The sequence below is a fragment of the Streptomyces sp. NPDC015220 genome, from assembly GCF_043079345.1.
Lineage (GTDB): Bacteria > Actinomycetota > Actinomycetes > Streptomycetales > Streptomycetaceae > Streptomyces.
In genome coordinates, this window is record NZ_JBIBUK010000008.1 from 137,726 (window position 1) to 164,683 (window position 26,958).

Here is a 26,958-nt window from a genome sequence, read left to right on the forward strand (position 1 = left end):
CCCAGGAGGTGACGACCATGGCCACGACCTTCGCCGAGGCCGCCGAGTCCGTAACGCACGCGGCACGCCTTGAGAACGTCTCGAAGTCCTTCGCGGCTCCGGGCGGGCAGCAGCTGGTCCTGGACGACATCAGCCTCGATGTCGCCCCGGGCGAGTTCGTCACCCTCCTGGGGGCCTCGGGCTGCGGCAAGTCCACGCTGCTGAACCTGGTGGCGGGCCTGGACCGGCCCACCGCCGGCGCCATCACCACGGACGGCCGCCCCGCGCTGATGTTCCAGGAACACGCCCTGTTCCCGTGGCTGACCGCGGGCAAGAACATCGAGCTCGCCCTGAAACTGCGGGGCGTCGCCAAGCCGGAGCGGCGCGGCAGGGCCGAGGAACTGCTCGAACTGGTCCGGCTGAAGGGCGCGTACGGCAAGCGCGTCCACGAGCTGTCCGGCGGCATGCGCCAGCGCGTGGCGATGGCCCGCGCACTCGCCCAGGAGAGCAATCTGCTGCTGATGGACGAGCCGTTCGCGGCGCTGGACGCCATCACCCGGGACGTGCTGCACGACGAGCTGACCCGGATCTGGCAGGAGACCGGCGTCTCGGTCCTGTTCGTCACCCACAACGTGCGCGAGGCGGTGCGGCTCGCCCAGCGCGTGGTGCTGCTGTCCTCGCGTCCGGGCCGGGTGGCCCGCGAGTGGCGGGTGGACATCCCGCAGCCGCGCCGCATCGAGGACGCGCCCGTCGCGGAGCTGTCCCTGGAGATCACCGAAGTACTGCGTGGGGAGATCCGCCGTCATGGCCAGCACTGAGACGAAGACGGCGCAGGGCGCCGGACTGGCCGGCGTCGAGGCCGGGCTCGACGCGCTGGAGGCCGCCGAGAGCGGCCGTACGCCGTTCAGGCAGACCCTGGTCAACAAGATCCTGCCGCCGCTCGTGGCGGTCGTGGTGGTCCTGCTGGCGTGGCAGGCCCTGATCAGCTTCAAGATCGTCGACGACCCGACGAGGCTGCCCTCGCCGGCCGACGTGGGCGGCGAGTTCAAGGACGCCTGGTTGCGGGGCACCCTGCTCGGCTTCATCTGGACGTCCGTCTCGCGCGGTCTGCTGGGCTTCCTGTTCGCCCTCGCCATCGGCACCCCGCTGGGGCTGCTGGTGGCGCGGGTGAAGTTCGTGCGCGCGGCCATCGGGCCGGTGCTGTCGGGTCTCCAGTCGCTGCCGTCGGTGGCCTGGGTGCCGCCGGCGGTGATCTGGCTGGGCCTGAACAACTCGATGATGTACGCGGTGATCCTGCTCGGCGCGGTCCCGTCCATCGCCAACGGGCTGGTCTCCGGCATCGACCAGGTGCCGCCGCTGTTCCTGCGGGCCGGCCGCACGATGGGCGCGACGGGCGTCAAGGGGGCCTGGCACATCGTCCTGCCGGCCGCGCTGCCCGGCTACCTGGCCGGGCTGAAGCAGGGCTGGGCCTTCTCCTGGCGCTCGCTGATGGCGGCGGAGATCATCGCCTCCTCGCCCGACCTGGGCATCGGCCTGGGCGCGCTGCTGGAGAGCGGCCGCAACGCGAGCTCCATGTCCATGGTCTTCGAGGCCATCGTCCTGATCCTGTTCGTCGGCATCGCCATCGACCTGCTGATCTTCAGTCCGCTGGAGCGGTGGGTGCTGCGCAGCCGCGGTCTCTTCGTGAAGGGCTGACCCCCCATGTCCCAGCAGCCCGTTCTCCTGGTCGTCGCCCACGGCAGCCGTGATCCCCGGCATGCCGCGACCGTTCACGCCCTGGTGCGGCGGGTGCGGGCGATGCGCCCCCGGCTGCGGGTGGAGACGGGCTTCCTGGACTTCAACGTGCCGTCGGTGCGGGGTGTGCTGGAGTCCCTCGCGGCCGACGGCGGGAGCGGGGCGGGCGTGCGCGACGTCGTGGCGCTGCCGCTGCTGCTGACCCGGGCCTTCCACGCCAAGGCGGACATCCCGGCGGTGCTGCGGGAGGCGCCGGCCCGGCTGCGCGTCCGGCAGGCCGACGTCCTGGGGCCCTCCCCGCTGCTGGTCCGCGCCCTGGAACACCGGCTGTACGAGGCGGGTCTGTCCCCCGCCGACAAGCCCTCGACCGGGGTCGTGCTGGCCTCGGCGGGCTCCTCCGACCCGGAGGCGATCGCGGTGATCGCAGAAATCGCGCGGGAGTGGCGGCGCACCGGTTGGTGCGCCGTGCGGCCCGCGTTCGCCTCCGCATCCCTTCCGCGCACCGAGGACGCGGTGCGGGAGCTTCGCGAGCTGGGCTGTGCCAAGGTCGCGGTGGCGCCGTACGTCCTGGCCCCCGGCTTCCTGCCGGACCGCATCGCGCGCGGCGCTGCCGGGGCGGACGTCCTGGCCGATGTGCTCGGCCCGGCGCCGGAGGTGGCGCGGGTGCTGCTGGAGCGGTACGACGCCGCCCGGCTGCCGGCGGTCACGGCCGTCGGCGCGTGAACCGGGCCGTCCGCGGACCGGCGCTCCCCTGCGGCGCCGGCCCGCGGACGGCCCGGCCGCCGTCGCCCGCCGGGCATCGGCGCGCCCGGGACCGGTACCTCGTCCGGCGCCGGGCGGGGCGCGGGTGTCACCGTGTCACCACGCGGTGACACGAGAGCGGGGTCAGTCGAAGCGCAGGGCGCCGGTGCGGGTGCGCTTGAGTTCGAAGAGGTCGGGATGGCCGGCCAGGACCCGGAAGCCGTCGAAGAGCCGGGCCGCCTCGGCGCCGCGCGGGACCGCCCGCAGCACCGGCCCGAACCACACCGTCCCGTCGACATGGAGGGTGGGCGTGCCCACGTAGCCGCCCGATCCGGGCTCGGTGCCGGCCTCGTGGCTCAGCCGGACGGCCGCGTCGTGGGCGGGGTCGTGGGCGGCCCCGGCCAGTTCGGCGGGGAGGCCGAGTTCGGCCAGGGACTCGGCGACGACCGCGTCGAAGTCCGTCTCCCCGCGCTCGTGGATCCGGGTGCCGAACGCCGTGTAGAGGTCCCGCAGCACCTTGTCCCCGCCGTGCCGCTCGGCGGCGGCCGCGGCGACGCGCACCGGGCCGATCGACTTGTCGACCAGTTCCCGGTACCAGGCGGGCAGTTCGTTGCCGATGTTGTGCAGGTACAGGCTCATGACGTGGAACCGGAGGTCGAGCGGGCGTTCGCGCTCGACCTCCAGCAGCCAGCGCGAGGTGATCCAGGCGAAGGGGCAGGCGGGGTCGAAGTAGACGTCGACGCGGGTGGGCGGGGCGGTGTCCGGACCGGAGTCGTTCATGCCGTGGACGCTAGTGTCCCGTCGGCACGGGATCTCGGCCCAATCAGTGACTCCTTTCCTGCCCCGCTTCGTCCGCCGGCCGCGCCGGCTCCGCCACCGGAAGCGCCTCCGCCGCCCGGCCCTCGGACCGCCCCGGCAGCGGTTCCCGCCGCCGCCCCGGGCCGCCGCCCCCCGGCGGCCCGGGGCCGGTGTCAGGCTGCGGGCGCGGTCATCTCGACGAGCTTGCGCACGGTGTTCCAGTTCCGGCTGGTGGCGATCGGCCCCTTGTCCGCCCGGGGGCGTCTGGCGAGCTGTTCGCCGAGCTTGGAGCGGCCGAGTCCGTCCGGGGCGTACAGGTACAGGGCGCGGTCGCCGAGCCTGAACTCCTCCGGCAGGAAGGCCGCCCGGTCGATGCCGGCGAAGCGTGCCGCGTCGACGGGGGCCGAGAAGTAGGTGACGTGGAGCTGCTTGGGCTTTAGGTCGGCGGCCGGGAAGGGGCAGGCCTCGGCGACGGCCCGCAGATAGTCGTGGGAGCGCACGATCACGGCCACCGGGAAGCCGAACCGCTTCTCGATCGCGGCCGTGATCCCCGCCGCCAGCGAGTCCTCGTCCCCGTCCGCGTGGGAGAAGACCGCTTGGCCGCTCTGGAGGTAGGTGCGGACCGCGCCGTGGCCGAGCTCCTCCAGCAGGGCGCGCAACTCGGCCATCGGCACCTTCTTGTTGCCGCCCACGTTGATCCCGCGCAGCAGCGCCGCGTACGTCGTCATGCGCCCACCCTAGAACGCCCACCCTGATCACCACCCCGAGAAGCGCGGGTAGTTGTAAGGGGCCGCCGTCCTCCCCAGTGCGGAGGAGCCGGGATACGAGGGGAGGACCGACGGCGTCGGTACTTCACCGGTCAGCACGACGTGAAGGCTTTATCCGGCCCATATCTTCGATGCGGAAGGTGGCGGCAGGGGGCCGCCGTCGCACAGGGGGGCCTGATGACAGGGCCCAAAGGGGGCAAGCCCGTCATGGGGAACCGGGAATCACGGGTGCGGGGCGTCGCCGCGCGGGCCGGCGTCTGGAGCGCGCGGCACCGATGGGCGGCGGTCGGGATATGGGTGCTGTTCGTCGTCCTGGCGATGGGACTGGGCTCGGCCGCCGGCCGGCTGGACGTCAAGGACAGCGACCAGCTCAAGGGCGAGACGCACACCGCGGCGAAGATCATCGAGGACGCGGGGATCAAACAGCCGGCGAGCGAGACCGTCCTGGTCCAGGGCAGGGACGGCGCGACCAGGGCCACCGACGCTAAATTCCGGGCCGCGGTCGCCGACGTGGTCAGGGCCGTCGGCGCGACCGGCGGGGTCACCGGCGTGAAGTCGCCGTACGACACGGAGACGATCTCCAAGGACGGCCGCAGCGCACTGGTCCAGTTCGACCTGCGCGGTGACGCCGAGACCGCCGGCGACCGGATCGAGCCGGTGCTGAAGGCCGTCGGGGGCGTCCGCGAGGACCACCCGTCGCTGCGGATCGAGGAGATCGGCGGCGCGAGCATGCAGAAGCAGTACTCCGACGCCTTCGGGGACGACTTCCAGCAGGCCGAGCTCTCCGCCGTGCCGGTGGCGCTGGGCATCCTGCTGATCGCCTTCGGCGCCCTGGTGGCCGCGCTGCTGCCGGTGGCGCTGGCCATCACCGCGATCATGGCCACGATGGGCCTGATGGGCATCGTCAGCCATCTCCAGCCGATGAGTGACACCGCCAACTCCGTGATGCTGCTGGTCGGCATGGCCGTCGGCGTCGACTACTGCCTGTTCTACCTGCGCCGTGAGCGCGAGGAGCGGGCCGCCGGGCGGGACGCGGCGACCGCGCTGCGCATCGCCGCCGCGACCAGCGGTCGGGCGATCGTCGTCTCCGGTGTCACCGTGTGCGTGGCGATGGCGGGCATGCTGTTCACCGGGCTCGCCGAGTTCGAGGCCATGGGCCTGGCCTCGCTGATGGTCGTGGCGGTCGCCATGGTCGGTTCGGTCACGGTGCTGCCCGCGCTGCTCTCGCTGCTGGGCGAGCGGGTGGAGAAGGGCCGCATCCCCTTCCTGAAGCGGCGCGGCACCGGCGGCCAGGAGAGCCGGTTCTGGACCGTCGTGCTGCGGGGCGTGCTGGCCAGGCCGGTGGTGTCCGTGGTCGTCGCGACCGGCGCGCTGCTGGCCGTCGCGGCGCCGGCGCTCGGCATGAAGACCTCCCAGCTCACGCTGGACCAGGAGTTCGGCGACTCACTGCCCATCGTGCAGACGTACAACCGGGTCAACGACGCCTTCCCGGGCGGCTCCGAGCCGGCCCAGGTCGTCGTGGAGGCGAAGGACATCAAGGCCCCCGAGGTGCGGTCGGCGCTGGCGGAGTTCAAGGACCGGGCGATCGCCTCGGGCGCCTCGCGCGGCCCGGTGGAGGTGCGGACGTACGAGGACCGGAACGTCGCCCTCGTCTCCGTTCCGCTGGTCGGCGGCTCCGACTTCGACCGGGCGGGCAAGAGTCTGGAGAGGCTGCGCGACGAGGTGCGCCCGGCCACGCTCGGCAAGGTCGAGGGGGTCCGGGCGCCGATCACCGGCCAGGTCGCCGGCTCGCACGACTTCAACGCCCAGCTCGTCGGTTCCGTCGTCCCGGTCTTCGCGTTCGTCGTGGTCTTCGCCTTCCTGCTGATGCTGCTGTCGTTCCGCTCGCTGACGGTCGCGATCACCTCGATCGTGCTGAACCTGCTGTCGGTGGGCGCGGCCTACGGCATCCTCGTCGCGGTCTTCCAGCACGGCTGGGGGGCCTCGCTGGTGGGGGCCGAGGGCGTCGGCGCGATCGTCACCTGGCTGCCGCTGTTCCTCTTCGTCATCCTGTTCGGTCTGTCGATGGACTACCACGTGTTCGTGGTCTCCCGGATCCGCGAGGCGCGGCTGCGCGGCCGGCCGACGAGGGAAGCGATCCAGCACGGAGTGGTCACCACGGCGGGTGTCGTCACCAGCGCTGCCGTCATCATGGTCGCCGTGTTCGCGATCTTCGGCACGCTGTCCATGCAGTCGATGAAGCAGATGGGCGTGGGCCTGGCCGCCGCGGTGCTCATCGACGCCACGGTCATCCGCGGTGTGCTGCTGCCCGCGGTGATGTCGCTGCTGGGCGAGCGCAACTGGTACCTGCCCAAGTGGCTGCACCGGCTGCCCGACCTCACCCACGACGAGGCCCCCGAGGCGGTGGCCGCCCCGGTCGCGCCGCGGGAGGGCGAGCGGCTCGGGGTGTGAGCCCTGCTCACCCGGTGCGGGACCCGCCGGCGTCGTGCCTGCCGACGGGTCCCGCCTTCCGGCCCGCTCGGCCGGTCACCGCCGGCCGGCGGGCAGTTCGGCCTCGATCAGGTCGGCGGCGCGCCGGGTCCCGCCCTCCTTCGCCATCTCGGCCTGGATCTCCCCAAGCCGTCGGGCCACCTCGGGGTCGTCGACCAGCGCGAGGGCGGCCGCCCGCAGGGTCTCGGCGGTCGCCTCCGCCATGGGGACGTGCCGGGCCACGCCGAGCGCCTGGAGCATGTCCGCGTTGCCGAACTGGTCGACGGCCTGCGGTACGGCGACCATCGGCGTCGCGGTGGCCAGCCCCTCCTGGCTGCCGCCGGCCCCGGCGTGCGTGACGAACAGATCGGCCTTGCGCAGGATGGCCAGCTGGGGCACCCAGGACCGTACTTCGACGTTGTCGGGCAGGTCCCCGAGTTCGGCGGGGTCGACCTGCCTGCCGACCTGGAGCACCAGGTGCCAGCCGGGGAGCTCGCCGAAGGCCTTGACGCACTCCCGGTAGAAGGCCGGCTGCTTGGTGAAGGCCGAGCCGAGCGACACCAGCGCCACCTTCTCGGCGCCGGCGGGCCGCTCCCAGTCACCCTGCTCGGCGCGCTCGCCCTGACAGGCGCCGACGAAGCTGTACACCCGCTCGTCGACCCGGTCGGCGTGCGGCTGCAACGCCCGCGGGATCAGGACCAGCGAGCGGGCCGGGCGGCCGACGAAGGGGTCGGGGTGCTCGGTGATCCCGTTCTCCGCCAGCCACGCCTCGAAGCGTGCGTAGTAGGCCCGTCCCCGCTCGGTCCTGCGGGGCTCGGCCCACATCGGCTCGGCGACCTCCTCCTCGTAGCCCTCCCAGGCGACGAGGTTGGGCGAGAGGGAGACGGCCGGCACGCCCCAGCGGTGGGCGAGGATCCGGGCCGGGTAGGCGGTGATGTCGTGCAGGACGAGGTCCGGCTCGTCCCCCTCGTAGGCGTGGGCGAGCTGGGGCAGGGCCTGGATCGCGTCGCCGAGGAACATCTCGACGTAGTCCAGCAGTGTGGACCCCCAGGCGGAGGGGTCGTCGTCGGGCGTGGGCAGCGTGGAGTTCCAGGGCTTCACCTCCGCACCGGTCGCGGCGACCTTCTCCGCGAACAGCGGTGGGATCGCGTACGTCACCCGGTGCCCGCGGGCGACCAGCTCGCGGATCACCTCCAGGCTGGGGTTCACATGTCCGTGAGCGGCGACGGAGAACATGGCGATATGGGTGCGACTGGTCATGCCGACGACATTAAGCGAGACGATACGTCTCGTCCAAATGATTTACCGCGCCTGCTCCCACCTGTGCGAATGCGACACTGGCCGTCGGACGAGGGCCGCCGGCCCGACTCACCGACACGGACACGGACACGGAGGCAGGCGATGGACGAGGCACGGGCGCGGGACGTACTGGCCGAGGCGGGCGTGCTGCCCGGCCCGGCGCGCGACGCCCGGCTGCTCGCCCTGGGCGAGAACGCGGTCTTCGCCGCCGGCGGACTCGTTGTCAAGGTGGGCCGCGACGCCGAACTGCTCGACCGCGCCCGGCGCGAGCTGCGGATCGCGCTGTGGCTGGCCGGAGCCGGCGTCCCCGCGGTGCGTGCCGCCGAACCCGAGCCGCTGCTGGTCGACGGGCACCCGGTGACCGTGTGGCACCGGCTGCCCGACCCGGTGCGGCCCGCCGAACCCCGGGACCTGGCCGAACTGCTGCGCACGGTGCACGCGTTGCCCGCGCCCGGCTTCGCGCTGCCGCCACGCGAACTGCTGGGCGGGGTGGAGCGCTGGCTGCGGCTCGCGGGCGACGCGATCGACCCGGCGGACGCGGCCTATCTGCGCGAGCGCCGCGACGGCTTCGCGACGTCCGCCGCCGCGCTCGTCCCGCAGTTGCCGCCGGGCCCGATCCACGGCGACGCGCTGCCGCGCAACGTGCACATCGGCCCGGACGGCCCGGTCCTGCTCGACCTGGAGACCTTCTCCGCCGACCTGCGCGAGCACGACCTGGTGGTCATGGCCCTGTCCCGGGACCGTTACGGCCTGCCCGCCGGGGCGTACGACTCCTTCACCGCGGCGTACGGCTGGGACGTGCGGGAGTGGGCGGGCTGCTCGGTGCTGCGCGGCGCCCGCGAGACGGCGAGCTGCGCCTGGGTCGCCCAGCACGCCCCGAGCAACCCCAAGGCGCTGGCCGAGTTCGAACGCCGGGTGGCGTCCCTGCGGGACGGGGACGAGTCGGTGCGCTGGTACCCCTTCTGACGCCTCCCCGGCACCCCTGCCGAGCGCCGGTCCCGCCCCGTGCGAGCACCCGGCCCGGCCGGCCGCCGTCAGTCCCGTTCGCCCGCGGACTCCCGCAGGGGCCACCTGCCGTCGACCACCGCCGTCGGGTCGCCCTTGCGGCGCAGGAAGCTCTGGAAGTCCGCCGCCCAGGCGGCGTACCACTCGATCTGACGGCGGTGCAGCTCCGCCGGACCGAGGGCCGCGACCTTGGGGTGGCGGCCGGCTATCGCGCGGGCCAGCCGGGCCGCCGCGAGGGCGTCGGCCGAGGCGTCGTGGGCGGAGTCGAGCACCACGCCGTACTCCGTGCAGACCGCTTCCAGGGTGCGCTTGCCGCGGCGGTAGCGGTCGGCCCAGCGGTCGATGGTGTACGGGTCGACGACCGGGCCCGGTTCGGCGCCGCCCAGCCGGTCGCTCAGCGACGGAAGTCCGTACCGCCGCAGTTCGGCGGAGAGCAGGCTCAGATCGAAGGCCGCGTTGTACGCCACGACCGGCACGCCCGACTTCCAGTAGCCGGTCAGGACGTCGGCGACCGCGTCCGCGACCTGGTCGGCCGGCCTGCCCTCGGCGGCGGCCCGCTCGTTGCTGATGCCGTGCACGGCGACCGCTTCCGCCGGTATCACGACCCCCGGGTCGGCCAGCCATTCCCGGCGCCCGGCCGGTTCTCCGTCCTTGACCTCGATCACGGCTGCCGTGACGATGCGCGCCGCACGCGGATCCGTCCCGGTCGTCTCCAGGTCGAAGCCGATCAGCAGCTCCCGGTGCCAGCCCATGGCGGCCCCCCTTCTCAGTGGTGCTTTCCCCCAGTGCTCCTCACGATCGCATGCGCCACTGACAAACGGCGGACCGCGTTCCGCTCGGCGCCCGCAGGCCGCCCCCTCCTGTCCGGTTCCGCCCGCTTCCGTCCGTTCCCGCCCCGCGACTGAGGGCGTTTCACGACACCGGGCGCGAATCGACCCACATCAGCTCGAACTCCTCGCGGTAGGCGGAGAAGAGGCCGCTCTCGTGGACCTCCTCCGACTTGACCACCTTGCTCCCGTTGCGCAGGACGAACACCGGCGCCTCCATGCCCCGGCTGCGCCGGAGGTAGGACTGCGTCACCGCGATGCCGTCGGAGCCGTCGCCGTCCACCAGGTAGGCCGACACCCGCGGCGTCTCGTCGTAGACCTGGATCTCGAAGGCGTCCGGGTCGCGCAGCCGGGCGCGCACCCGGCGCATGTGCAGGATGTTCATCTCCACCGAGCGGCTCAGCTCACCGCGCTTGAGCCCGAGTTCGCGCTCGCGCCGCTTCACCGCGCTGGAGGCCGGGTTCAGGAACAGCAGCCGCACCCGGCAGCCGGACTCGGCCAGCCGCACCAGGCGGCGACCGGAGAAGTTCTGCACCAGCAGATTGAGCCCGATGCCGATGGCGTCGAGGCGGCGGGCGCCGCCGAAGATGTCCTCGGCCGGGAACTGGCGCAGCAGCCGCACCCGGTCCGGGTGGACGGCGACCACGTCCGCGTACCGGTCGCCGACCAGGTCCTCCACCGCGTCGACCGGCAGCCGCCGGGCGGAGGGCACCTCGCCGCCGGTGCCGAGGATCTCCAGCAGACGGGCGGAGGCGCGCTCGGCCTGGGCCAGCACGGCCTCGGACAGGGCGCGGTTGCGGGAGACGACGTTGCGGGTCACCTCCAGCTCGTCCAGGGCGAGTTCGACGTCCCGGCGCTCGTCCAGGTACGGCTCGAAGCAGGGCCAGTGCTGCACCATCAGCTCGCGCAGCTGGGGCAGGGTGAGGAAGCTGATGACGTTGTCGTCGGCCGGGTCGAGCAGATAGCCCTTGCGGCGGCTGACCTCGCGGACGGCGACGGCCCGCTGCGCCCACTCCTGGCCGGCCGGTCCGGCGGCGGCGACCACCCAGTCGTCGCCGTGGACGGGTTCGTAGACGGGCCGCAGCACGCCGGCGACGACGGCGCGCAGCCGCTGTTCGACGAGGTTCAGCCAGATGTAGGCCCGGCCGGCCCGCTGGGCGCGGGTGCGCACCTCGTGCCAGGCGTCGGCGTCCCAGTCCAGCTCCGGACCGATGGCGCCGCCGTCCATCGGCCGGGCGAGGGACACCGCGCCGGGCGGGACGTCTGTGGAGTTCCCCTCGTGACCCTCGTCACCAGGGGGCAGCTCCAGGCCTCCCGAGCCCACCCGTGCACCGCCTTCCGCTCCCCCGAGCTCTCCCCGTCCCAACGATCAAGGAAGGGTACTCCGGGAGCGGTCCGCGGTGCAGCCGGATGCACAGCTCCTTTCTCAACTTCCCCACGCCATCCGCCCGTTCCGGGCGGCACGGGGAGGCCGAGTGAGCTGTTTCATAGTGTTGACGCCCGGTCCGCCGCGGTGCGCCCGCCGCGGCCGGGGCGACGCACCCGTGCCGAAGTCATAGGTGGCCGTCTCACTTTCGGGGACACTCGGGGCCAAGGCGTCACCCGGGGCGCCGCACACCTGAAAGAGTCGTGTCCATGCAGGTCTGGCCTGGAGAGGCGTATCCACTCGGCGCCACGTACGACGGCGCCGGCACCAACTTCGCGGTCTTCTCGGAGGCCGCGGACCGAGTAGAGCTGTGTCTGCTGCACGACGACGGCTCGGAGACGGCGGTGGAACTGCGCGAGAGCGACGCGTTCGTCCGGCACGCGTACGTGCCGGGCGTCATGCCGGGGCAACGGTACGGGTACCGGGTGCACGGCCCGTATGCCCCGGAGCGCGGCCTGCGGTGCAACTCCGCGAAGCTGCTGCTCGACCCGTACGCACGTGCGATCAGCGGGTCGGTCCGCTGGGGAGAGGAGGTGTACGGCTACCACTTCGACGATCCCGGCCGGCGCAACGACCTGGACTCGGCGCCGCACACCATGACCTCGGTCGTGGTCAACCCGTACTTCGACTGGGGCGACGACCGTCCGCCGCGGCGCGGCTACCACGAGACGGTGATCTACGAGGCGCACGTCAAGGGCCTCACCATGCGGCACCCGGGGCTGCCCGAGGAGCTGCGCGGAACCTACGCGGCACTGGCGCACCCGGCGGTGATCGAGCACCTGACCGAACTCGGTGTCACGGCCCTGGAACTGATGCCCGTACACCAGTTCGTGAACGACCACCGTCTGGTCGACATGGACCTCAACAACTACTGGGGCTACAACACCATCGGCTTCTTCGCCCCGCACAACGCGTACGCCTCCTGGGGCGACCGCGGCCAGCAGGTGCTGGAGTTCAAGTCGGCGGTGCGGGCGCTGCACGAGGCCGGGATCGAGGTCATCCTCGACGTGGTCTACAACCACACCGCCGAAGGCAACCACCTGGGCCCCACCCTGTCCTTCAAGGGCATCGACAACCCGCAGTACTACCGGCTGACGGACGACCCGCGCTACTACATGGACACCACGGGCACCGGCAACTCGCTGCTCATGCGCTCCCCGCACGTGCTCCAGCTGATCATGGACTCGCTGCGGTACTGGGTCACCGAGATGCACGTCGACGGCTTCCGCTTCGACCTCGCGGCGACCCTGGCCCGGCAGTTCCACGAGGTGGACCGGCTGTCGTCGTTCTTCGACCTGGTGCAGCAGGACCCGGTGGTCTCGCAGGTGAAGCTGATCGCCGAGCCGTGGGACGTCGGCGAGGGCGGCTACCAGGTGGGGAACTTCCCGCCGCTGTGGACCGAGTGGAACGGGAAGTACCGCGACACCGTCCGGGACCTGTGGCGGGGCGAGCCGCGGGCGCTCGCCGAGTTCGCCTCGCGGCTGACCGGCTCCTCCGACCTCTACCAGGACGACGGCCGCCGCCCGCTGGCCTCGATCAACTTCGTCACCTGCCACGACGGCTTCACCCTGCACGACCTGGTGTCCTACAACGACAAGCACAACGAGGCCAACGGCGAGGACAACCGGGACGGCGAGAGCCACAACCGGTCCTGGAACTGCGGCGCCGAGGGCGAGACCGACGACCCCGAGGTGCTGGGGCTGCGGGCGCGGCAGATGCGGAACTTCGTCGCGACGCTGATGCTGTCCCAGGGCGTGCCCATGATCAGCCACGGCGACGAGTTCGCCCGCACCCAGCAGGGCAACAACAACGCCTACTGCCAGGACAACGAGCTGTCCTGGGTGCGCTGGCCCCGCTCCGGCGACGACGGCGGCGAACTGCTGGACTTCGTACGGGCGATGGCCGACCTGCGCAAGCGGCACCCGGTCTTCCGCCGGCGCCGCTTCTTCCACGGCCGACCCGTGGAGGGCACCCACGACGACCTGTCCGACATCGCGTGGTTCACCCCGGAGGGGAAGGAGATGACCCAGCGGGACTGGGACTCCGCGCAGGCCTCGGCGCTGACCGTGTTCCTCAACGGCAACGCGATCTCGGAGCCGGGCCAGCGCGGCGAGCGGATCGCCGACGACTCGTTCCTGCTGATGTTCAACGCCGCGCCGAAGCCGCTCGACTTCGTCGTCCCGATCGACCACGGCCGGCAGTGGCAGGTGGTCGTCGACACGGCCCGCACGGATCCGGTCCCCGCCGGCACCGGCCGCAAGGTACGGGCCGGCGACCGGCTCACGCTCACCGACCGCAGCCTGACCGTGCTGCGACGGCCGGCCTAGGCGCGGGTCTCAGCGGTCACCCGTCCGGGTGAGCGGACCGTATCCGTCCGGGATGCGGGACGCCCCCGCGCGGGTGGCCGGGGTGACTCGGCGGGATGAGTCGGAATCACTCGTCCGGGTGAGTGGACATCACCCACTCGGAGGAGTGGGCGCGGACACCCGCCCGGGTGGGCCCGAGCGTCCGCCCGGGTGGGGCCGCGGGCACATGGCGGGCCGGCGGCACGAAACGTCGCCTAAGGGGTACGTAACTCTCCATGACACCCGTGCGTCCCGGACCCGTCGTGCCCACGGCCACCTACCGGCTCCAGCTCCAGCCCGAGTTCCCGTTCGCCGCCGCGGCGGCGGCCGTCCCGTACCTGGCCTCGCTCGGGGTCTCGCACCTGCACCTGTCGCCCGTCCTGGAGGCGGTCCCGGGCTCCCTGCACGGCTACGACGTCGTGGACCACTCGCGCGTGCGCGAGGAACTGGGCGGCGAGGCGGGCCTGCGCGCCCTGTCCGGCACCGCGCGGGAGCACGGGCTCGGCCTCGTCGTGGACATCGTCCCCAACCACATGGCCGTGGCGCCGCGGCACAACCGCGCCCTGTGGGAGGTGCTGCGGGAGGGGCCCGCCTCGCCGTACGCGCGCTGGTTCGACATCGACTGGGAGGCCCAGGGCGGCAAGGTGCTGCTGCCGGTGCTCGGCCACCCGGTCGGCAAGGAGACCGGCGAGCTGAAGGCGGACGGCGACGTCCTGCGCTACTACGACCACGTCCTGCCGCTGCGCGAGGGCACCGCGGGGCTGCCGCTGCCCGAGCTGCTCCAGGCGCAGTGGTACCGCCCGGTGTGGTGGCGGCTGGCCCGCACCGAGCTGAACTACCGGCGCTTCTTCAGCATCTCGCAGCTCATCGGGGTGCGGGTGGAGGACCCGGAGGTGTTCGAGGCGACCCACGCCAAGATCCTCCAGCTCCTGCGCGAGGGAGTGGTCGACGGCCTGCGCGTGGACCACCCCGACGGTCTCGCCGACCCCGACGCCTACCTCGACCGGCTGCACCGGGCGACCGGCGGACGGTGGACGGTCCTGGAGAAGATCCTCTCCGACGGCGAGCACCTGCCGGCGTCCTGGCCCGTCGCCGGCACCACCGGCTACGACGCCCTGCGGCACGTCGACGGCCTGTTCACCGATCCGGCCGGGGCGGGGGAACTCCTCGCCGCCTACCGGCGCTTCGCCGCCCCGCAGGCCGACCGCGGCGGGGACTGGGCGGCGACGGCGCGGCGGGCGGCGTACCAGGTGATCACGCACGAGCTGGCCACTGAGACCGAGCGGCTGACCCGGGTGGCGCACCGGGTGTGCACCACCTCGACCGATCCGGCGCTGAGCGACCGCGCGCCCTGGGCGCTGCGCACCGCGTTGCAGGAGCTGCTGGTCCGCCTGGAGGTGTACCGGCCGTACACCTCGGTGGACGCCGCCTCGGTGCTCACCGAGGCGGCCGCGGCCGAGGCCCGGCTGGCGTTCACGGTGCCCGAGGAGGGCGAGGCCGTGGACGTCGTCCGCGATCTGGTGCTCGGCCGCACGGGTGAGGGGCCCGACGCCGTGGAACTGCGCACCCGGTTCGCTCAGGCCGCCTCGGCGCTGCGCGCGAAGGCCGTCGAGGACACCGCCTACTACCGTTACGTGCCGCTGCTGTCGGCCAACGAGGTCGGCGGCGACCCCGGGCGCCCGGGCGTCGCACCGGAGGACTTCCACGCGTACTGCGCGCGCGTGCAGCGCGACTGGCCCACGACCGGGACCGTGGTCTCCACGCACGACACCAAGCGCAGCGCGGACGTGCGGGCGGCGCTGGCGGTGCTGACGCAGTGCCCGCGGCGGTGGGCGGACGTGCTGGCGGAGGTGTCCGACGCGGGGGACGGCGCTCCCGACGCGCAACTGGCGTGGGCGGCCTGGCAGACGGTGTTCGGGCTCGGCCCGGCGGACCCGGAGCGGGTACGGCGGGCCCTGCTGAAGCACGTGCGCGAGGCGGGCCTCCACACCAGCTGGACGGAGCAGGAGCCGTCCTACGAGGAGGCGGTGGACCGGTTCGTCACCCAGGGGCCGGGCGGGACGCCGGGCGAGCGGGTGGCCGCCTTCCGCAGCACGCTGGAGCCGCACATCCGGGCCAACGTCCTGGGCACGGCCCTGGTCCACCTGACGATGCCGGGCGTGCCCGACCTCTACCAGGGCACGGAGGCCGAGTACCGGGCCCTGGTGGACCCGGACAACCGGCTCCCGGCGTCGCTGCCGCCGGAGCACCCCGGCGACAAGGGGGCGGTGACGGCGGCCGCGCTGCGGCTGCGCGCGCGCCGGCCCGAGGTCTTCGGCGCCGCGGCGGCCTACGCTCCGCTGGACGCCGAGGGCCCGGCCGCGGAGCACTGCGTGGCGTTCACCCGCTCCGGGGAGGTGGTGACGGCCGTGACCCGGCTGTCGCTGCGGCTGGCGGAGGCGGGCGGCTGGCGGGAGACACGGCTTCCGCTGCCGCCGGGCCGGTGGGCCGACGCGCTGACGCCCGGGCGGGAGTTCGAGGGACACGCGCGCGTGGCGGAGCTGTTCGAGCGGCTGCCGGTGGCGCTGCTGGAGCGGGTGGCGGACCGGCCCGGAGCGGAGTGAGGGCGTCCGGGGCGTCCTGGGCGCCTGCACGTCCTTGACAGCCGACCGCGTCCGTGGGGTACTGCGAATGCGAAACCTGGCGGACGAGTACGGGGGTGAGTCTGCTGTCGGAGCCGCGCTATCCCAGCGTTCCCGAACTGGTCCTGGCCGTTCGGGAGCTGGCCGCGCGCCGGCCGGACCTGTGCGCCCTGGAGGAGGTCGGCGTCTCGCGCGCGGGCAGACCGCTGCACCTGCTGTCCGTCGGGCACGCCCGGCGGGCCGTCCTGGTGGTGGCGGGCGCCCACGCCAACGAACCCACCGGCGGTGCCACCCTCCTGGCCCTCGTCCGGCGCGTCGTGGGCGAGCGGCGGTTGCGGGCCGACACCTCGTGGCACTTCCTGCTGTGCGCCGATCCGGACGGGGCGAGCCTGCACGTGTCGCCGGCCCCGCGCAGTCTGCTCGACTACCACCTCGGCTTCTTCCGGCCCGCCGGGCCCGAGCAGCCCGAGTGGTCGCCGTCCGTGCTGCCACCGGACCGGCTGCCGCCCGAGACGCGTGCTCTGACCGGCGTCGTCGACGCGCTGCGGCCCTACCTCCAGGTGTCGCTGCACGGCACCGATCTGGGGGGGAGCTGGGTGCAGCTGACCCGGGACGTGCCCGGGCTCGCCGAGCCGTTCGGCAAGTCGGCGGCCGAGCTGCGCATACCGGTGGAGACGGGCGCCTGCGACGCGGCCGGCTGGCCCGTCTCCGGGCCCGGGGTGCGGGTCATGCCACCGCCCGGGGCGGACCCGGCCTATCCGAGCCTGCCGGACGACGCCCGGCACAGCACCTGGTACCACGCGCACCGGTACGGCGGTCTGACCGCGGTCGTGGAGGTGCCGATGTGGGCCAGCGACCTGGTCGACGATCCCGCCCCGCACCCGGCCCCGGCGGCGGCCACCCGGCGGCTGGCGGCCCGGCTGCTGCGCGACGCGCGGGAGGTGGAGACCGTGCTCGCCGACGCGCTGCCCCGGCTGGAGGGCGCCGACGGGCCGCTGCTGCGGGCGGCGAAGTGGGGGCTGGGCCTGGTGCCGGGCCTGGCCGCGGACTGGGTGCGCACCCCGCCGGCGGACACGACGATGGCGTACGTCGGCAGCGTGGACGCGTTCGGCCGCCGGCTGCCGCTCAGGGCCGCCGCGATGCTGCTGCGGGTGCTGCGGGAGACCGGCGACCCGGCCGCGCCCGGGCTGGAACGCCTCGTGGCGAGCTGGAGCGAGGCCTTCGCGGTCCGCTTCCGCGCCCGCTGGGTGCCCCTGGACCACCAGGTCGAACACCAGAGCCGCACGGTGCTCGCGACGGCTCACCACGCCCGCGGGCTGACGATCTGACGGAACGTTCCGCCACAGGGAGCGCCCGCCGCGCACGGGCCACCGGCCGCGCGCACGTCCGCGGGCCGGTTGCCGGGGACGCGCGCGTCCCGGGCACCGGCCCGCGCGGCCTCACACGTCCAGCGCGAACACCTCCCCCGTCCGGGCCCTCATCACGCACGCGTTGGCGAAGGTCTGCGTGTAGTCGATCGCACGCCCCTGCCACTCGCCGCGGGCCTGGACGGTCACGGGGGCGTAGACCATCGAGCAGTACACGTCCTTGTGCGGGATGACGCGGATGTCGCCGCGCGCCGACCGGAGCTGGGCGCAGGCCTGCGAGGCGTGGGAGTGGCCCCGGGGCGGGTCGCACCGCAGCAGGGCGCCGCGGCTGTCGCCGGTGCGGGTGTCGCCGTGGGTGACCGTGATGTAGAGCCAGTCGCCCTGGTCGGTCTCGTGGGGATGCGCCTGGGCCGCTCGGGCCGCCTGGACCGGGAGGGCCGCCGCGAGGAGGACCACCGCCGCGGTGGCGGCGCCCCGCCGCAGCCGGGTGGTCGCCTTGGTGAAGTGGGTCATTCCCGAGGTATCGGCACGGCGGCCTGGTGACCCCAGCCCGGCTCACCCGAACGAGAGCGCCCGCGCGTGCGCCCGGCCGGAGCGCGGACGGCGCGCGCCGGCGGGACCGTGCCCCGGCGACACCCGCCGCGAAAGGACGGATTCGAAAGCGGATTGATCTCGTTTGGCGCACCATGGACGGGCTACATCACGGTGAGCAGACGAAGGGGAACCGTCCGTGCAGTTCGAGGTGTGGGCACCGCAGGCCGGCGAAGTGACGCTCCAGTGCGACGGAGCCGCGCGCGCGTTGGAGCGCGATCCGGAGCGCGCGGGCTGGTGGACCGGCGAGGCCGACGCGCGGGACGGCTCGCGCTACGCGTTCGCGCTGGACGGCGGCGAGCCGCTGCCCGATCCGCGGTCGCGGCGTCAGCCGGACGGACCGGACGGACCGAGCGCGGTGGTCGACCACGGGCGGTACGCGTGGCGCACCGCCGACTGGGCGGGGCGGCCGCTGCCCGGTGCGGTGCTGTACGAGCTGCACGTCGGCACGTACACCCCCGAGGGCACCTTCGACGCGGCGGCCGGCCGGCTGGAGCACCTGGTGGAACTGGGTGTGACGCACGTGGAGTTGATGCCCCTGTGCCCCTTTCCCGGGAAGTGGGGCTGGGGCTACGACGGGGTCTCGCCGTGGGCGGTGCACGAGCCGTACGGCGGTCCCGAGGGCCTGAAGCGGTTCGTGGACCGGGCGCACGAGCTGGGTCTCGGCGTGGTGCTGGACGTGGTGCACAACCATCTGGGCCCCTCGGGCAACCACCTGCCCCGGTTCGGGCCGTACTTCACCGACACGCACCACACCCCCTGGGGCTCCGCCGTCAACCTGGACGCGCCCGGGTCGGACGAGGTGCGGGACTTCCTGGTCGGCAGCGCGCTGGCCTGGCTGCGCGACTACCGGATCGACGGCCTGCGCCTGGACGCGGTGCACGCGCTGGTGGACACCCGCGCGTGCCACTTCCTGGAGGAGCTGTCCTCGGCCGTGGACGCGCTCGCCGCCGACCTCGGCCGCCCGCTGTTCCTGATCGCCGAGTCGGACCTGAACGACCCCCGGCTGGTGACCGCGCGCACCGAGAACGGCCTGGGTCTGCACGCCCAGTGGAACGACGACTTCCACCACGCCCTGCACACCGCCCTGACCGGCGAGTCCCAGGGCTACTACGCCGACTTCGGGCGGGCCCCGCTCGCGGCCCTCGCCAAGACGCTCACCGGCGGCTTCTTCCACGACGGGACGTACTCCAGCTTCCGGGGCCGGCGCCACGGCCGTCCGCTGGACCGCACCCGGGTGGCCGGGCACCGGCTGCTCGGCTACAGCCAGACCCACGACCAGATCGGCAACCGGGCGCAGGGGGACCGGCTGTCCCTGCTGCTGGCGGACTCCCCCGGGCTGCTGGCCTGCGCGGCCGCCCTGACCCTGACCGCGCCGTTCACGCCGATGCTCTTCATGGGAGAGGAATGGGCGGCAGGCACACCGTGGCAGTACTTCACCGACCACACCGACCCCGAGCTCGCGGAGGCGGTGCGCCGGGGCCGGCGGCGGGAGTTCGCCGAGCACGGCTGGGCCGAGGAGGAGGTGCCCGATCCGCAGGACCCGGCGACCCGGGACCGCTCCTGCCTGGACTGGGCCGAGCCGGAGCGTGAGCCGCACGCGCGGATGCTCGCCTGGTACCGGCTGCTGACCGCCGTGCGGCGCGAGCACCCGGACCTCACCGACCCCGACCTCGCCGACACCAAGGTGGCCTACGACGAGGACGCCCGCTGGCTCGCCTTCCGGCGCGGGGACGTGCGGGTGGCGGTCAACCTCGGCAAGGAGCCGGCGGTGATCCCGCTGGGTTCCCGGCCGGCCCGGGTGCTCGCCGCGTGGGAGCCGGTGGCCGCGCCCGGGGCGGACGGCCTGCTGCACGTACCCGGGCAGTCGTGCGTGGTGCTGCTCCAGGCCTGACGCCTACGGCTCCCCGCCGCCGTCCTCGCGCAGCTCCGTGACCCGCTCCAGCAGGATCGCCTCCCAGGCGTGGCGCAGTTCGGACCTGAGGAGCGGCAGGGGGCCTTCGCCGCGGCCCTCGACGCGGTCGGCGAGGCGGATCACGGTGTCGCAGCGGGCCAGCCACAGACCGCGCAGGCAGGGTCGGGCGCCGTAGCCGGCGAGGGTGGCGGCCCGCACCGCGGCGGGGGAACCGACGGCGCGGGCGAGGCCGGCGATGTCCTCGGCGGGATCGCCCACCACCGCGCCGTTCCAGCCCAGGACGCCGCGCACCCGGCCTTCGGCGCCGATCACCAGGCGGTCGGCCGTCAGGCCATGGTGCACGAGCACCGCGGTGCCGGGCTGCGCGGCGAGCTGGGCCGCCGCGGGCGGCGCGAGCTGGGCCATCCGCGCGGGGTCGAACTCGTCGGCCCTCCCCAGGCGTTCGGCGGCGTGCGCGGCCATCCGGCGCAGCGCCTCCAGGGAGCGGGGCGCGGTGCGCGGCACGCCGAGGGTCCCGGCCTGCCGGACGGGCACCTCGCGCAACCCGGTGAGCAGTCCGGCCAGGTCGTCCTCGCCCATGGCCGAGACCTCCTGGCCGCCGGCCGTGCCGCCGCTGATCCTCTTGTCCAGCGTGTACGTCAGTCCGGGCGCCCACTCGCCGTGCGCGACGCTCGCCGGCACCGCCGTCGGCAGGTGGGGCCTGGCCAGGTCGCGCAGCCGCAGCTCGCGCCGCTGGCGCACGCTGTCCTCGCGGTCGGTGGCGAGGCGCATCACATGGCGGGCGCCGACCCACCAGGTGGAGTGCCCGCCGCCCTCGGCGACGGGCCGGACCTCGGGTCCGGCGGCGGTGTCCGCGCCGTCCTTGAGCAGGGCGCGGACCAGTCGGCGGACGGTGTCCGCGGTGGGGGTCGGTGCCTGGGTCATCGTCGCGCCGTGCCGTTCCGGTTGCGGGGGTGCGGGTGCCGGTCGGTCAGTCCACCATGACCATCTCGCGGGTGGTGCCGTTGAGGCGGCGGCCGCCGTCCTCGGTGACCGTGACGATGTCCTCGATGCGCACTCCGAAGCGGCCGGGCAGGTAGATGCCGGGTTCCACGGAGAAGCACATGCCGGGCACCAGGGGCTGCTCCTCCCCTTCGATCATGTACGGCGGCTCGTGGGTGGTGACGCCGATGCCGTGGCCGGTGCGGTGGATGAAGTACTCGCCGTACCCGGCGTCGGTGATGACCGCGCGGGCGGCCCGGTCGACCTCCTGGCAGGCGACGCCGGGGCGCACGGCCCGGAAGCCGGCCTCCTGGGCCTCGCGCACGATGTCGTGCACCCGGCGTTCCTCGTCGGTGGGCTCGCCGACGTGGACGGTGCGGGTGGTGTCGGAGCCGTAGCCGTCCTTGAGGCCGCCGAAGTCCAGGACGACCATGTCGCCGCGTTCGATGACGCGGTCGCCCATCTCGTGGTGCGGGTTGGCGCCGTTGGGGCCGGAGCCGACGATGGTGAAGTCGACCTGGGAGTGCCCGAAGAGCCTCAGCAGTCCGGCGAGTTCCGCTCCGACCTCGGACTCGCGCCGGCCGCTGAAGGGCACCTTCCGGATCTCCTCGAAGGTCGCGTCGGCGGCCGCTCCGGCCGCCGCCATGAGCTCCAGTTCGGCCGCGTCCTTCACGGCGCGCAGCATCGGCAGCGCCGTGGTGAGGGAGGCGTAGGAGGTGCCGGGCAGGGCGTTCCGCAGGGCCAGCAGGTGCATGGCCCAGGCGTTGTCGCTGATGCCGAACCGGCCGTCTGGCCGCAGCAGCGGGGCGGTGACGGCGTAGGGGTCCTTGGCGTCGGTCCAGTCGCGCAGGGTCAGGACGGGGGCGCCGGGGGCCTGGGCGGCGTCCGGGGCCTCCAGGGCGGGGACGACGAGCACGGGGTCCTGACCGGCGGAGAGGACGAGCAGCGTGAGCCGTTCGGTGACGGCGGTGGGCGTGTAGCCGGTGAGCCAGACCATGTCCGGTCCCGGCGCCACCAGCAGTCCGGCGAGCCCGGCGTCGTCGGCCGCCCGGGCGGCGCGGGCCATCCGGGCCCGGTAGTCGTCGGCGGTGAAGGGCGCGGGCGAGATGCCGGTCATCCATGCCTCCCTGTGCGGTCGGACCTGCGGTGCGGGGCTACGGGCAGCATCCTGCCCGGACGGGCGGGGCGGCGCGAGCCGATCGGCCGGCCCCGTCCACGACACGGCCTCATCCTGTCCGGTCGGGCGCCGGTGCGACCAGTGTTCTCCCCGGCCGGCGGCGGGCGGGTCCCACCGAACCGTTGCGCTGGTGTCCGGACCCGCCGCCGGCCGGCGGTCCCGTCCTCGCCGGGAGACGGACGACCGCGCTCGTCGTCGCACCGCACTCCCCCGCCCGCCACCGACCGCGCGATCCGCCCCGGCCGGCCCGCCGACGCGCCGGCGACCACCGGTCGGCGTCCGGCGGCCGGCACCTGAGTGACCGCAGCGCTGCGGCTGCCCCGGGAGGCCGGGCGGGCCCCGGACCGGGCGGCTCCCCCCGGGACCGGCCTGTCACCTACTCGACGACGAGGGGCGGCCCACCGGCCGCTTCCGGACGGCCCTCATGTGACGACCCCGGGGATGAGCGTCAGCCGCTGGTGAGCGCCGCTCCGGTGGCGTACCGCGAGCGCCACCTCGCGGCCCGGCCGGGCCCGGGCGACCGCCCGGGCGAGGTCGGCCGCCGAGCCGATCCGGGTCCCGCCGAAGGACAGGAGCACGTCGCCGCGGACCAGTCCGGCCGAGTAGCCCGGGCCGGGGACGTGCACGCCGACCACCCGGGCGCCGGCCCCGCCGTCGTCCACCGCCTCGAGCCCGACGGTCGGCCGCACCGGCGCGGGACGCGCGGCCGCCGTCCCGGGTCCTGGCGGCGGCGCACCGTGCGCGGCGGTCGGCCGTGGCGAACCGGCCAGCCCGCTCAGGCCGATCGCCGCGGCGCCCACCGTGCCGAGTCCGATCCCCGCCAGAAGCACGACCAGCGCGACGGGCAGCACGCGCAACGCGGCGGTGAGCCGTCGGCCGCGCCGCCGGACGTCGACGTGCGGATGCCGGGCGTGGCCGTGGACGGCTCCCGCACCGGGCTCCCGGCCCGGCATCGGCTTGGGACGCAAAGCGGTCTGTTCCATCGATCCCTCCTCCAGCCGGTGCCTACCCGGCGGACCTCCGCCCCACGACCCACGAAAGGGTGAGACTGCCCCCCGCGGGCTGCCGCCCCGGGCCCGTGCCGCCGATCCGCGGGCCGCGCGGTCGTCGCGCTCCGGAGCGCACCGCGCCGGCCCGACGCGCCGCAGGAGCCGGACGCCTCCCCGCCGGGCCGGGCCGGCCGAGCGGTTCGGGTCTCGCGGGCGGCCGCCGGCGAGAGCCGCGCGCCCGGCGCCCGCACAGCGCCCCGGACCGCACCCACCGGCGCCGCCGCCACGACCGGCTCCACCACGGCCCGCTCCCGCACGAGCACGGGCACGGGCACCGGTGGTCCGTGGAGCCGTGGCCGGTCAGCCGACCGGCAGCACCGGGGCCGGCGGGCGGCCGGGCAGGAAGGCGTGCGCGCGGCCGGCCAGCCACTCGGCCTTGTAGCGGTCGACCTTCCGGTGCCAGTTCAGGATGCCGGCCATCCAGTTCTGCAGGTCGGCGACGTATCCCCGCATGGCCGCGCGGGCCTCACCGGACAGCTCGAAGTCGTCGTACACCACCGGCAGTTCGTGGGCGACGACGTGCTCGAACTGGCGCATGCGCTGGTTCATCAGATCGCTGACCACGGCGAGCGCGGCCGGGTAGTCGATGCGGAAGAAGTGCTGCACGACGAGGATCGCGTTGTGGATCTCGCCCTCGTACTCGATCTCCTTCTGGTAGGAGAAGACGTCGTTGAGGAGGCAGGCGTAGTCGATGGCCGCGTTCTCCAGGGAGCGGACCGGGCCGCTGCGGTAGACCTCGGGCGGGATGGCCGGGCCGTACCCCATCCGGCACATGCTCAGGGTCAGGTCGGAGCCGAAGGTGGCGCGCCGCATCTCCAGGTAGTCGACGGGGTCGGGGACGCGGTTCTGCAACTGGTTGGACAGCTCCCACACCCAGCTCTCGGTCATGGAGTCGACCGAGAGCTTCAGGGTGCGCCGCTGGTCGGGGGTCATCTCCGCCGTCGTGCGCGCCCACAGGTCGGTCAGCGCGCGCTCCATCGCGTCCAGGGGGACGGTCGCCTCCTCCCCGTCGACGGGCATGCAGCCGGACAGGCGGGCGGTGGTCAGCTTCGCGGCGGCCAGGTCGCGGCGGTGGCCGTGGACCAGCGGGTAGTAGTCGTCGCCGTAGGTGCCGAAGGCGAGCCACTGCGCGCTCAGGTCCAGTGCCTCGCGGGTGGCGTCCGGGTCCAGGCCGGCGGAGCACAGCGCGAGGTCGTAGGCGGCGAGCTTGTCCTCGTCCCACACGCCCTCCTCCAGGATGCCCATGCGGTGGCACCACCCGGCGAGCCGGAGCCGGGCGCCCTCCAGGTGCGGGCTGAGTTCCAGCGGGTAGGGCATGCGGAGGTCGGGGATCAGCGCGGGACCGACCTTCTGGAACGGGACGTGGGTGTGGGCCCGCAGCCGTTCGGCGCCGGCCGCCGCGAGCAGCGCGCCCATGTCGGCCGCCGAGGTGCCGGGCCCGGTCGGGCGCTGCCAGGGGCCGGCCGAGCGCGCCCGCTGGTTCATGTACCGGCTGGAGCGCGTGTGCCATTCGTGGCCGCCGGACTGCCAGTCCTGAAGGCCCTTGGTGTACGCCGCGACCGCCGCGACCTGGTCCGGGGTGAGGCCGTGCTCCACGGCGAGCGGGGGGACCTCGGTGAGCGCGGTGTGCTCGAACTGGTGCAGCCGGGAGGTGAGGACGTCGTTGACCGCGTCGGCGGCCTCCTGGGTGGTGCAGCCGAAGAAGGTCTCCAGGACGAGTACGCCGTTGCTCAGCTCCCCCTCCTCCTCCACCTCGCGCTGGTAGGAGAAGAGGTCGTTGCGCAGGTGGACGGCGTCGGAGAACGTCTCCATCAGCACCCTGAGCGGCCTGGTTCCGGCGACCGGGGCGGGCACCTCGGCGGTCGCGTACTCCACGAGCCCCGCCGACCAGGGGGCGCCGCCGACCTTGCGGCGCATCTCGATGTACTCGACGGGGTTGGCGATCCGTCCCTCGTTGATGTTGGACAGCTCCCACAGCGACTCGTTCAGCAGGTGTTCGGTGGCCACCGCGAACCGGCGCCGCCAGTCGTCCGACATCGACGGCACCGTGCGCGCCCACAGGTCGGCGAGGCCGGCCTCGACCGGGTTCTCCGGCTCGGGCACGGGAGCCGAGAGGTCGAGCGGCATGAACAGGGGCAGCCGGTCCAGGTACGCCTTGCCACCGGCGCGGTCCTGGCCGCGTTTGAAGGTCTCCAGGAAGTGGTCGTCGAAGAAGAAGACCCACACGTACCAGTCGGTGATCAGGGAGAGGGCGGGCCCGTCGCAGTCGGGGTGGGTGTAGGCGCAGAGCAGTCCGTAGTCGTGCGCGTCCAGGTCGGCCTGTTCCCAGATCCCGGAGCCCTCCAGCATGCCCATCTCGCGCGCCCAGCGCGTCGAGTGGGCCCGGGCCTCGTCGACGTGCGGGTTCAGCCGGGCGGGGTAGGGCATGTAGAAGTGCGGGAGTTCGAAGGGCTGCTGCGTCATGGCCGGGCCCTACCCGGCGCGCTCCGGTGGCATCCGTACGCCCCGGCGCGATCACACCTTCGCGTGAACTGATGCCCGAACAGGCCCTGTGAAGCGGGCCGTTGGTCAATGCGGCGGGGGCGCCGACGGGGCGCCGGACACCTGGATGAGCGCGTGCGTGCCGCTGGTGCGCCAGCGCCGGTCCCCGGCGGCCTCCAGCGCGGCCTCGGTGGCGGCGTCCAGGCCGGTGATCACGTCGGACTTGAGGGTGCGCAGGGCCGCGACGGGGCCGGGGAACCAGGCGGTCACCTCCGCGAACGGCGTCGTCGGCGGCCACCGCCGGTCGCCGACCAGGCGCCGGTAGTTGAGATCGCCCTTGAGCACCGTCAGCGCGCCGGCGGCGAATTCAGCGCGCAGACCGCCGGGCATGTCCGCGTAGGGCAGCGGGGCGCAGGAGAAGGGGTGGGCGCGGACCTCGAGCCGGCCGTCGGTCATCGCCGACCACAGGCGGCGCCCGCACCGGGCGGCGGCGCCGGGTGCCGCCGTCAGCCGGCGTACGGCGTCGACGACGTCGGCGGTGGTGGCGTCCGAGACGTAGTACGGGTACGGCTTGACGTGCAGGACCGCCCGCTCGATGTGGCCGTACTGGAGGAGGTGGTCGGTGAGGAGCAGGTCGGGGACGAGTTCGCGGCCCGCGTTGTCGGCGACCATGCAGAGCGTGCCGGAGCCGGCCTGCCGCAGCAGCGACCAGAGGGCTTCGCTGTCGTCGGCGACCAGGGCGGGCGTGGCCCGCGCGGTCCCGGCGCCGGCCGCCGACAGCCGGAAACCGAGGTCCGCGCGGTTGCCCCAGAGCGAGCCGTGCAGCAGGGCGGCGGCGCGTTCGCCGGCCGGCTCGTCCGCCAGCGCGTCGAGCGCGGCGAGTTCCTCGTCCGTCTCCGGGGCGTGGAGCTCGGCGAGTTTGGCCGGCCGGAAGGGGTCGATGCCCTGCCAGGGGCCGGGGGCGAAGTAGCCGACGGCTTCGAGGAGCCGGCGGTAGAAGTAGCTCTCGGACCACAGCCAGGGCACGTCGAACCAGGAGCTGCCCGTGTACTGGGCGAGTCCCCAGACCTGCCAGCGGTCGTGGTCGTGCGCGTCGGCGGGGAGCGGTTCGATGACGCCCTCGGTGCACTCGGCCAGCAGCGCGTCGAGCGCGCGGTGCTGCTCGGGGCCGTAGGGGAAGGCGTCCCGCACCTGCCGGACGATGGCCGGGTGCCGCTCGGCCAGCACGCTGTGCGGGAAGGAACCGGGCTCGGCGCCGACGAGCACGGGCGGCACGGACGGGGTCTCGGGCATGCGCCTCACCGTACCCCGCGGGGCGGGCGCCGCCGGGGACACCGGGTCCGCGGCGCGGCCCGTGCGGCGTCACCCGCGTGCCGCACCGTCGGG

At 74.1% G+C, this 26,958-nt stretch carries 20 protein-coding genes; 9 read left to right on the top strand and 11 right to left on the bottom strand.

The features are described 5' to 3' along the window. The first annotated feature begins 17 nt into the window (after nucleotides 1-17). From ACF061_RS18805 to ACF061_RS18815, 3 genes are read left to right on the top strand one after another with little or no spacing between them, the layout of a single operon-like run. Nucleotides 18-797, top strand: coding sequence for an ABC transporter ATP-binding protein (locus tag ACF061_RS18805; RefSeq protein ID WP_392267997.1), 780 nt, complete (start codon nucleotides 18-20; stop codon nucleotides 795-797). Continuing rightward, nucleotides 784-1,674 carry an ABC transporter permease gene (locus ACF061_RS18810; protein WP_392267998.1) on the top strand — a complete coding sequence of 297 codons (891 nt, stop codon included), beginning with the start codon at nucleotides 784-786 and terminating at the stop codon, nucleotides 1,672-1,674. The genes ACF061_RS18805 and ACF061_RS18810 overlap by 14 nt, the downstream gene beginning before the upstream one ends. Before the next feature lie 6 nt (nucleotides 1,675-1,680). Continuing rightward, on the top strand, nucleotides 1,681-2,436 hold the full coding sequence (locus ACF061_RS18815) for a sirohydrochlorin chelatase (RefSeq protein WP_392267999.1): 756 nt from the start codon (nucleotides 1,681-1,683) through the stop codon (nucleotides 2,434-2,436). Nucleotides 2,437-2,598: 162 nt separating this feature from the next. Here ACF061_RS18815 and ACF061_RS18820 read toward each other — a convergent pair whose 3' ends face one another. Further along, nucleotides 2,599-3,234 (bottom strand): DsbA family protein, encoded by a 636-nt coding sequence (locus ACF061_RS18820; protein WP_392268000.1) that lies wholly within the window; start codon nucleotides 3,232-3,234, stop codon nucleotides 2,599-2,601. 191 nt (nucleotides 3,235-3,425) lie between these two features. After that, complete coding sequence (locus tag ACF061_RS18825) at nucleotides 3,426-3,980, bottom strand: DUF1697 domain-containing protein (protein ID WP_392268001.1); 555 nt, start codon at nucleotides 3,978-3,980, stop codon at nucleotides 3,426-3,428. A 246-nt stretch (nucleotides 3,981-4,226) separates the two neighbouring features. Between ACF061_RS18825 and ACF061_RS18830 the strand changes: the two genes are divergently transcribed. After that, a complete protein-coding gene (locus ACF061_RS18830; protein WP_392268002.1) occupies nucleotides 4,227-6,470 on the top strand; it encodes an MMPL family transporter in 2,244 nt (747 codons plus the stop codon). A 75-nt stretch (nucleotides 6,471-6,545) separates the two neighbouring features. Here ACF061_RS18830 and mgt read toward each other — a convergent pair whose 3' ends face one another. Beyond that, complete coding sequence (mgt, locus tag ACF061_RS18835; protein WP_392268003.1) at nucleotides 6,546-7,748, bottom strand: macrolide-inactivating glycosyltransferase; 1,203 nt, start codon at nucleotides 7,746-7,748, stop codon at nucleotides 6,546-6,548. A gap of 141 nt (nucleotides 7,749-7,889) precedes the next feature. On the opposite strand from mgt, the gene ACF061_RS18840 reads away from it, so the two are divergent. Beyond that, nucleotides 7,890-8,753: a phosphotransferase enzyme family protein gene (locus ACF061_RS18840; RefSeq protein ID WP_392268004.1), complete on the top strand. Its 864-nt coding sequence runs from the start codon at nucleotides 7,890-7,892 to the stop codon at nucleotides 8,751-8,753. Nucleotides 8,754-8,821: 68 nt separating this feature from the next. On the opposite strand, the gene ACF061_RS18845 is transcribed toward ACF061_RS18840, so the two are convergent. Both ACF061_RS18845 and ACF061_RS18850 read right to left on the bottom strand, forming a co-directional pair. After that, on the bottom strand, nucleotides 8,822-9,544 hold the full coding sequence (locus ACF061_RS18845; protein ID WP_392268005.1) for a 3'-5' exonuclease: 723 nt from the start codon (nucleotides 9,542-9,544) through the stop codon (nucleotides 8,822-8,824). Nucleotides 9,545-9,704: 160 nt separating this feature from the next. After that, nucleotides 9,705-10,943, bottom strand: a complete 1,239-nt coding sequence (locus tag ACF061_RS18850) for an SAV2148 family HEPN domain-containing protein (protein ID WP_392268006.1) — start codon at nucleotides 10,941-10,943, stop codon at nucleotides 9,705-9,707. 311 nt (nucleotides 10,944-11,254) lie between these two features. On the opposite strand from ACF061_RS18850, the gene glgX reads away from it, so the two are divergent. The 3 genes from glgX to ACF061_RS18865 all read left to right on the top strand — a co-directional run bounded on the left by glgX (nucleotide 11,255) and on the right by ACF061_RS18865 (nucleotide 17,339). Further along, nucleotides 11,255-13,372 carry a glycogen debranching protein GlgX gene (gene glgX, locus ACF061_RS18855; protein ID WP_392268007.1) on the top strand — a complete coding sequence of 706 codons (2,118 nt, stop codon included), beginning with the start codon at nucleotides 11,255-11,257 and terminating at the stop codon, nucleotides 13,370-13,372. Nucleotides 13,373-13,626: 254 nt separating this feature from the next. Then, a complete protein-coding gene (gene treY / locus ACF061_RS18860; protein ID WP_392268008.1) occupies nucleotides 13,627-15,993 on the top strand; it encodes a malto-oligosyltrehalose synthase in 2,367 nt (788 codons plus the stop codon). A gap of 95 nt (nucleotides 15,994-16,088) precedes the next feature. Next, entirely contained in the window at nucleotides 16,089-17,339 is a 1,251-nt protein-coding gene (locus tag ACF061_RS18865; protein WP_392268009.1) for a M14 family zinc carboxypeptidase, read from the top strand. Nucleotides 17,340-17,450: 111 nt separating this feature from the next. Here ACF061_RS18865 and ACF061_RS18870 read toward each other — a convergent pair whose 3' ends face one another. Continuing rightward, nucleotides 17,451-17,891 (bottom strand): SSI family serine proteinase inhibitor, encoded by a 441-nt coding sequence (locus ACF061_RS18870; RefSeq protein ID WP_392268010.1) that lies wholly within the window; start codon nucleotides 17,889-17,891, stop codon nucleotides 17,451-17,453. A gap of 217 nt (nucleotides 17,892-18,108) precedes the next feature. Here ACF061_RS18870 and treZ point away from each other — a divergent pair, with 217 nt between their 5' ends. Beyond that, nucleotides 18,109-19,863 (top strand): malto-oligosyltrehalose trehalohydrolase, encoded by a 1,755-nt coding sequence (gene treZ / locus ACF061_RS18875; protein ID WP_392268011.1) that lies wholly within the window; start codon nucleotides 18,109-18,111, stop codon nucleotides 19,861-19,863. A 3-nt stretch (nucleotides 19,864-19,866) separates the two neighbouring features. Here the strand turns inward: treZ and ACF061_RS18880 are convergent, their stop codons facing one another. The 5 genes from ACF061_RS18880 to ACF061_RS18900 form a co-directional block, all read right to left on the bottom strand. After that, complete coding sequence (locus ACF061_RS18880) at nucleotides 19,867-20,808, bottom strand: aminoglycoside phosphotransferase family protein (protein WP_392268012.1); 942 nt, start codon at nucleotides 20,806-20,808, stop codon at nucleotides 19,867-19,869. A 46-nt stretch (nucleotides 20,809-20,854) separates the two neighbouring features. Next, entirely contained in the window at nucleotides 20,855-21,982 is a 1,128-nt protein-coding gene (locus tag ACF061_RS18885) for an aminopeptidase P family protein (RefSeq protein ID WP_392268013.1), read from the bottom strand. A 482-nt stretch (nucleotides 21,983-22,464) separates the two neighbouring features. Continuing rightward, a complete protein-coding gene (locus ACF061_RS18890) occupies nucleotides 22,465-23,025 on the bottom strand; it encodes a PDZ domain-containing protein (RefSeq protein WP_392268014.1) in 561 nt (186 codons plus the stop codon). A gap of 366 nt (nucleotides 23,026-23,391) precedes the next feature. Then, on the bottom strand, nucleotides 23,392-25,554 hold the full coding sequence (gene cyc2 / locus ACF061_RS18895; RefSeq protein ID WP_392268015.1) for a germacradienol/geosmin synthase Cyc2: 2,163 nt from the start codon (nucleotides 25,552-25,554) through the stop codon (nucleotides 23,392-23,394). 105 nt (nucleotides 25,555-25,659) lie between these two features. Beyond that, nucleotides 25,660-26,865 (bottom strand): damage-control phosphatase ARMT1 family protein, encoded by a 1,206-nt coding sequence (locus ACF061_RS18900; RefSeq protein ID WP_392268016.1) that lies wholly within the window; start codon nucleotides 26,863-26,865, stop codon nucleotides 25,660-25,662. Between the last annotated feature and the right edge of the window lie 93 nt (nucleotides 26,866-26,958).

Bases quoted from the DNA above. Each gene is read 5' to 3' on its own strand.
- ACF061_RS18805 (WP_392267997.1), top strand. From the start codon at position 18: ATGGCCACGACCTTCGCCGAGGCCGCCGAGTCCGTAACGCACGCGGCA.
- ACF061_RS18810 (WP_392267998.1), top strand. From the start codon at position 784: ATGGCCAGCACTGAGACGAAGACGGCGCAGGGCGCCGGACTGGCCGGC.
- ACF061_RS18815 (WP_392267999.1), top strand. From the start codon at position 1,681: ATGTCCCAGCAGCCCGTTCTCCTGGTCGTCGCCCACGGCAGCCGTGAT.
- ACF061_RS18820 (WP_392268000.1), bottom strand. From the start codon at position 3,234: ATGAACGACTCCGGTCCGGACACCGCCCCGCCCACCCGCGTCGACGTC.
- ACF061_RS18825 (WP_392268001.1), bottom strand. From the start codon at position 3,980: ATGACGACGTACGCGGCGCTGCTGCGCGGGATCAACGTGGGCGGCAAC.
- ACF061_RS18830 (WP_392268002.1), top strand. From the start codon at position 4,227: ATGGGGAACCGGGAATCACGGGTGCGGGGCGTCGCCGCGCGGGCCGGC.
- mgt (WP_392268003.1), bottom strand. From the start codon at position 7,748: ATGACCAGTCGCACCCATATCGCCATGTTCTCCGTCGCCGCTCACGGA.
- ACF061_RS18840 (WP_392268004.1), top strand. From the start codon at position 7,890: ATGGACGAGGCACGGGCGCGGGACGTACTGGCCGAGGCGGGCGTGCTG.
- ACF061_RS18845 (WP_392268005.1), bottom strand. From the start codon at position 9,544: ATGGGCTGGCACCGGGAGCTGCTGATCGGCTTCGACCTGGAGACGACC.
- glgX (WP_392268007.1), top strand. From the start codon at position 11,255: ATGCAGGTCTGGCCTGGAGAGGCGTATCCACTCGGCGCCACGTACGAC.
- treY (WP_392268008.1), top strand. From the start codon at position 13,627: ATGACACCCGTGCGTCCCGGACCCGTCGTGCCCACGGCCACCTACCGG.
- ACF061_RS18870 (WP_392268010.1), bottom strand. From the start codon at position 17,891: ATGACCCACTTCACCAAGGCGACCACCCGGCTGCGGCGGGGCGCCGCC.
- ACF061_RS18880 (WP_392268012.1), bottom strand. From the start codon at position 20,808: ATGACCCAGGCACCGACCCCCACCGCGGACACCGTCCGCCGACTGGTC.
- ACF061_RS18885 (WP_392268013.1), bottom strand. From the start codon at position 21,982: ATGACCGGCATCTCGCCCGCGCCCTTCACCGCCGACGACTACCGGGCC.
- ACF061_RS18890 (WP_392268014.1), bottom strand. From the start codon at position 23,025: ATGGAACAGACCGCTTTGCGTCCCAAGCCGATGCCGGGCCGGGAGCCC.
- cyc2 (WP_392268015.1), bottom strand. From the start codon at position 25,554: ATGACGCAGCAGCCCTTCGAACTCCCGCACTTCTACATGCCCTACCCC.
- ACF061_RS18900 (WP_392268016.1), bottom strand. From the start codon at position 26,865: ATGCCCGAGACCCCGTCCGTGCCGCCCGTGCTCGTCGGCGCCGAGCCC.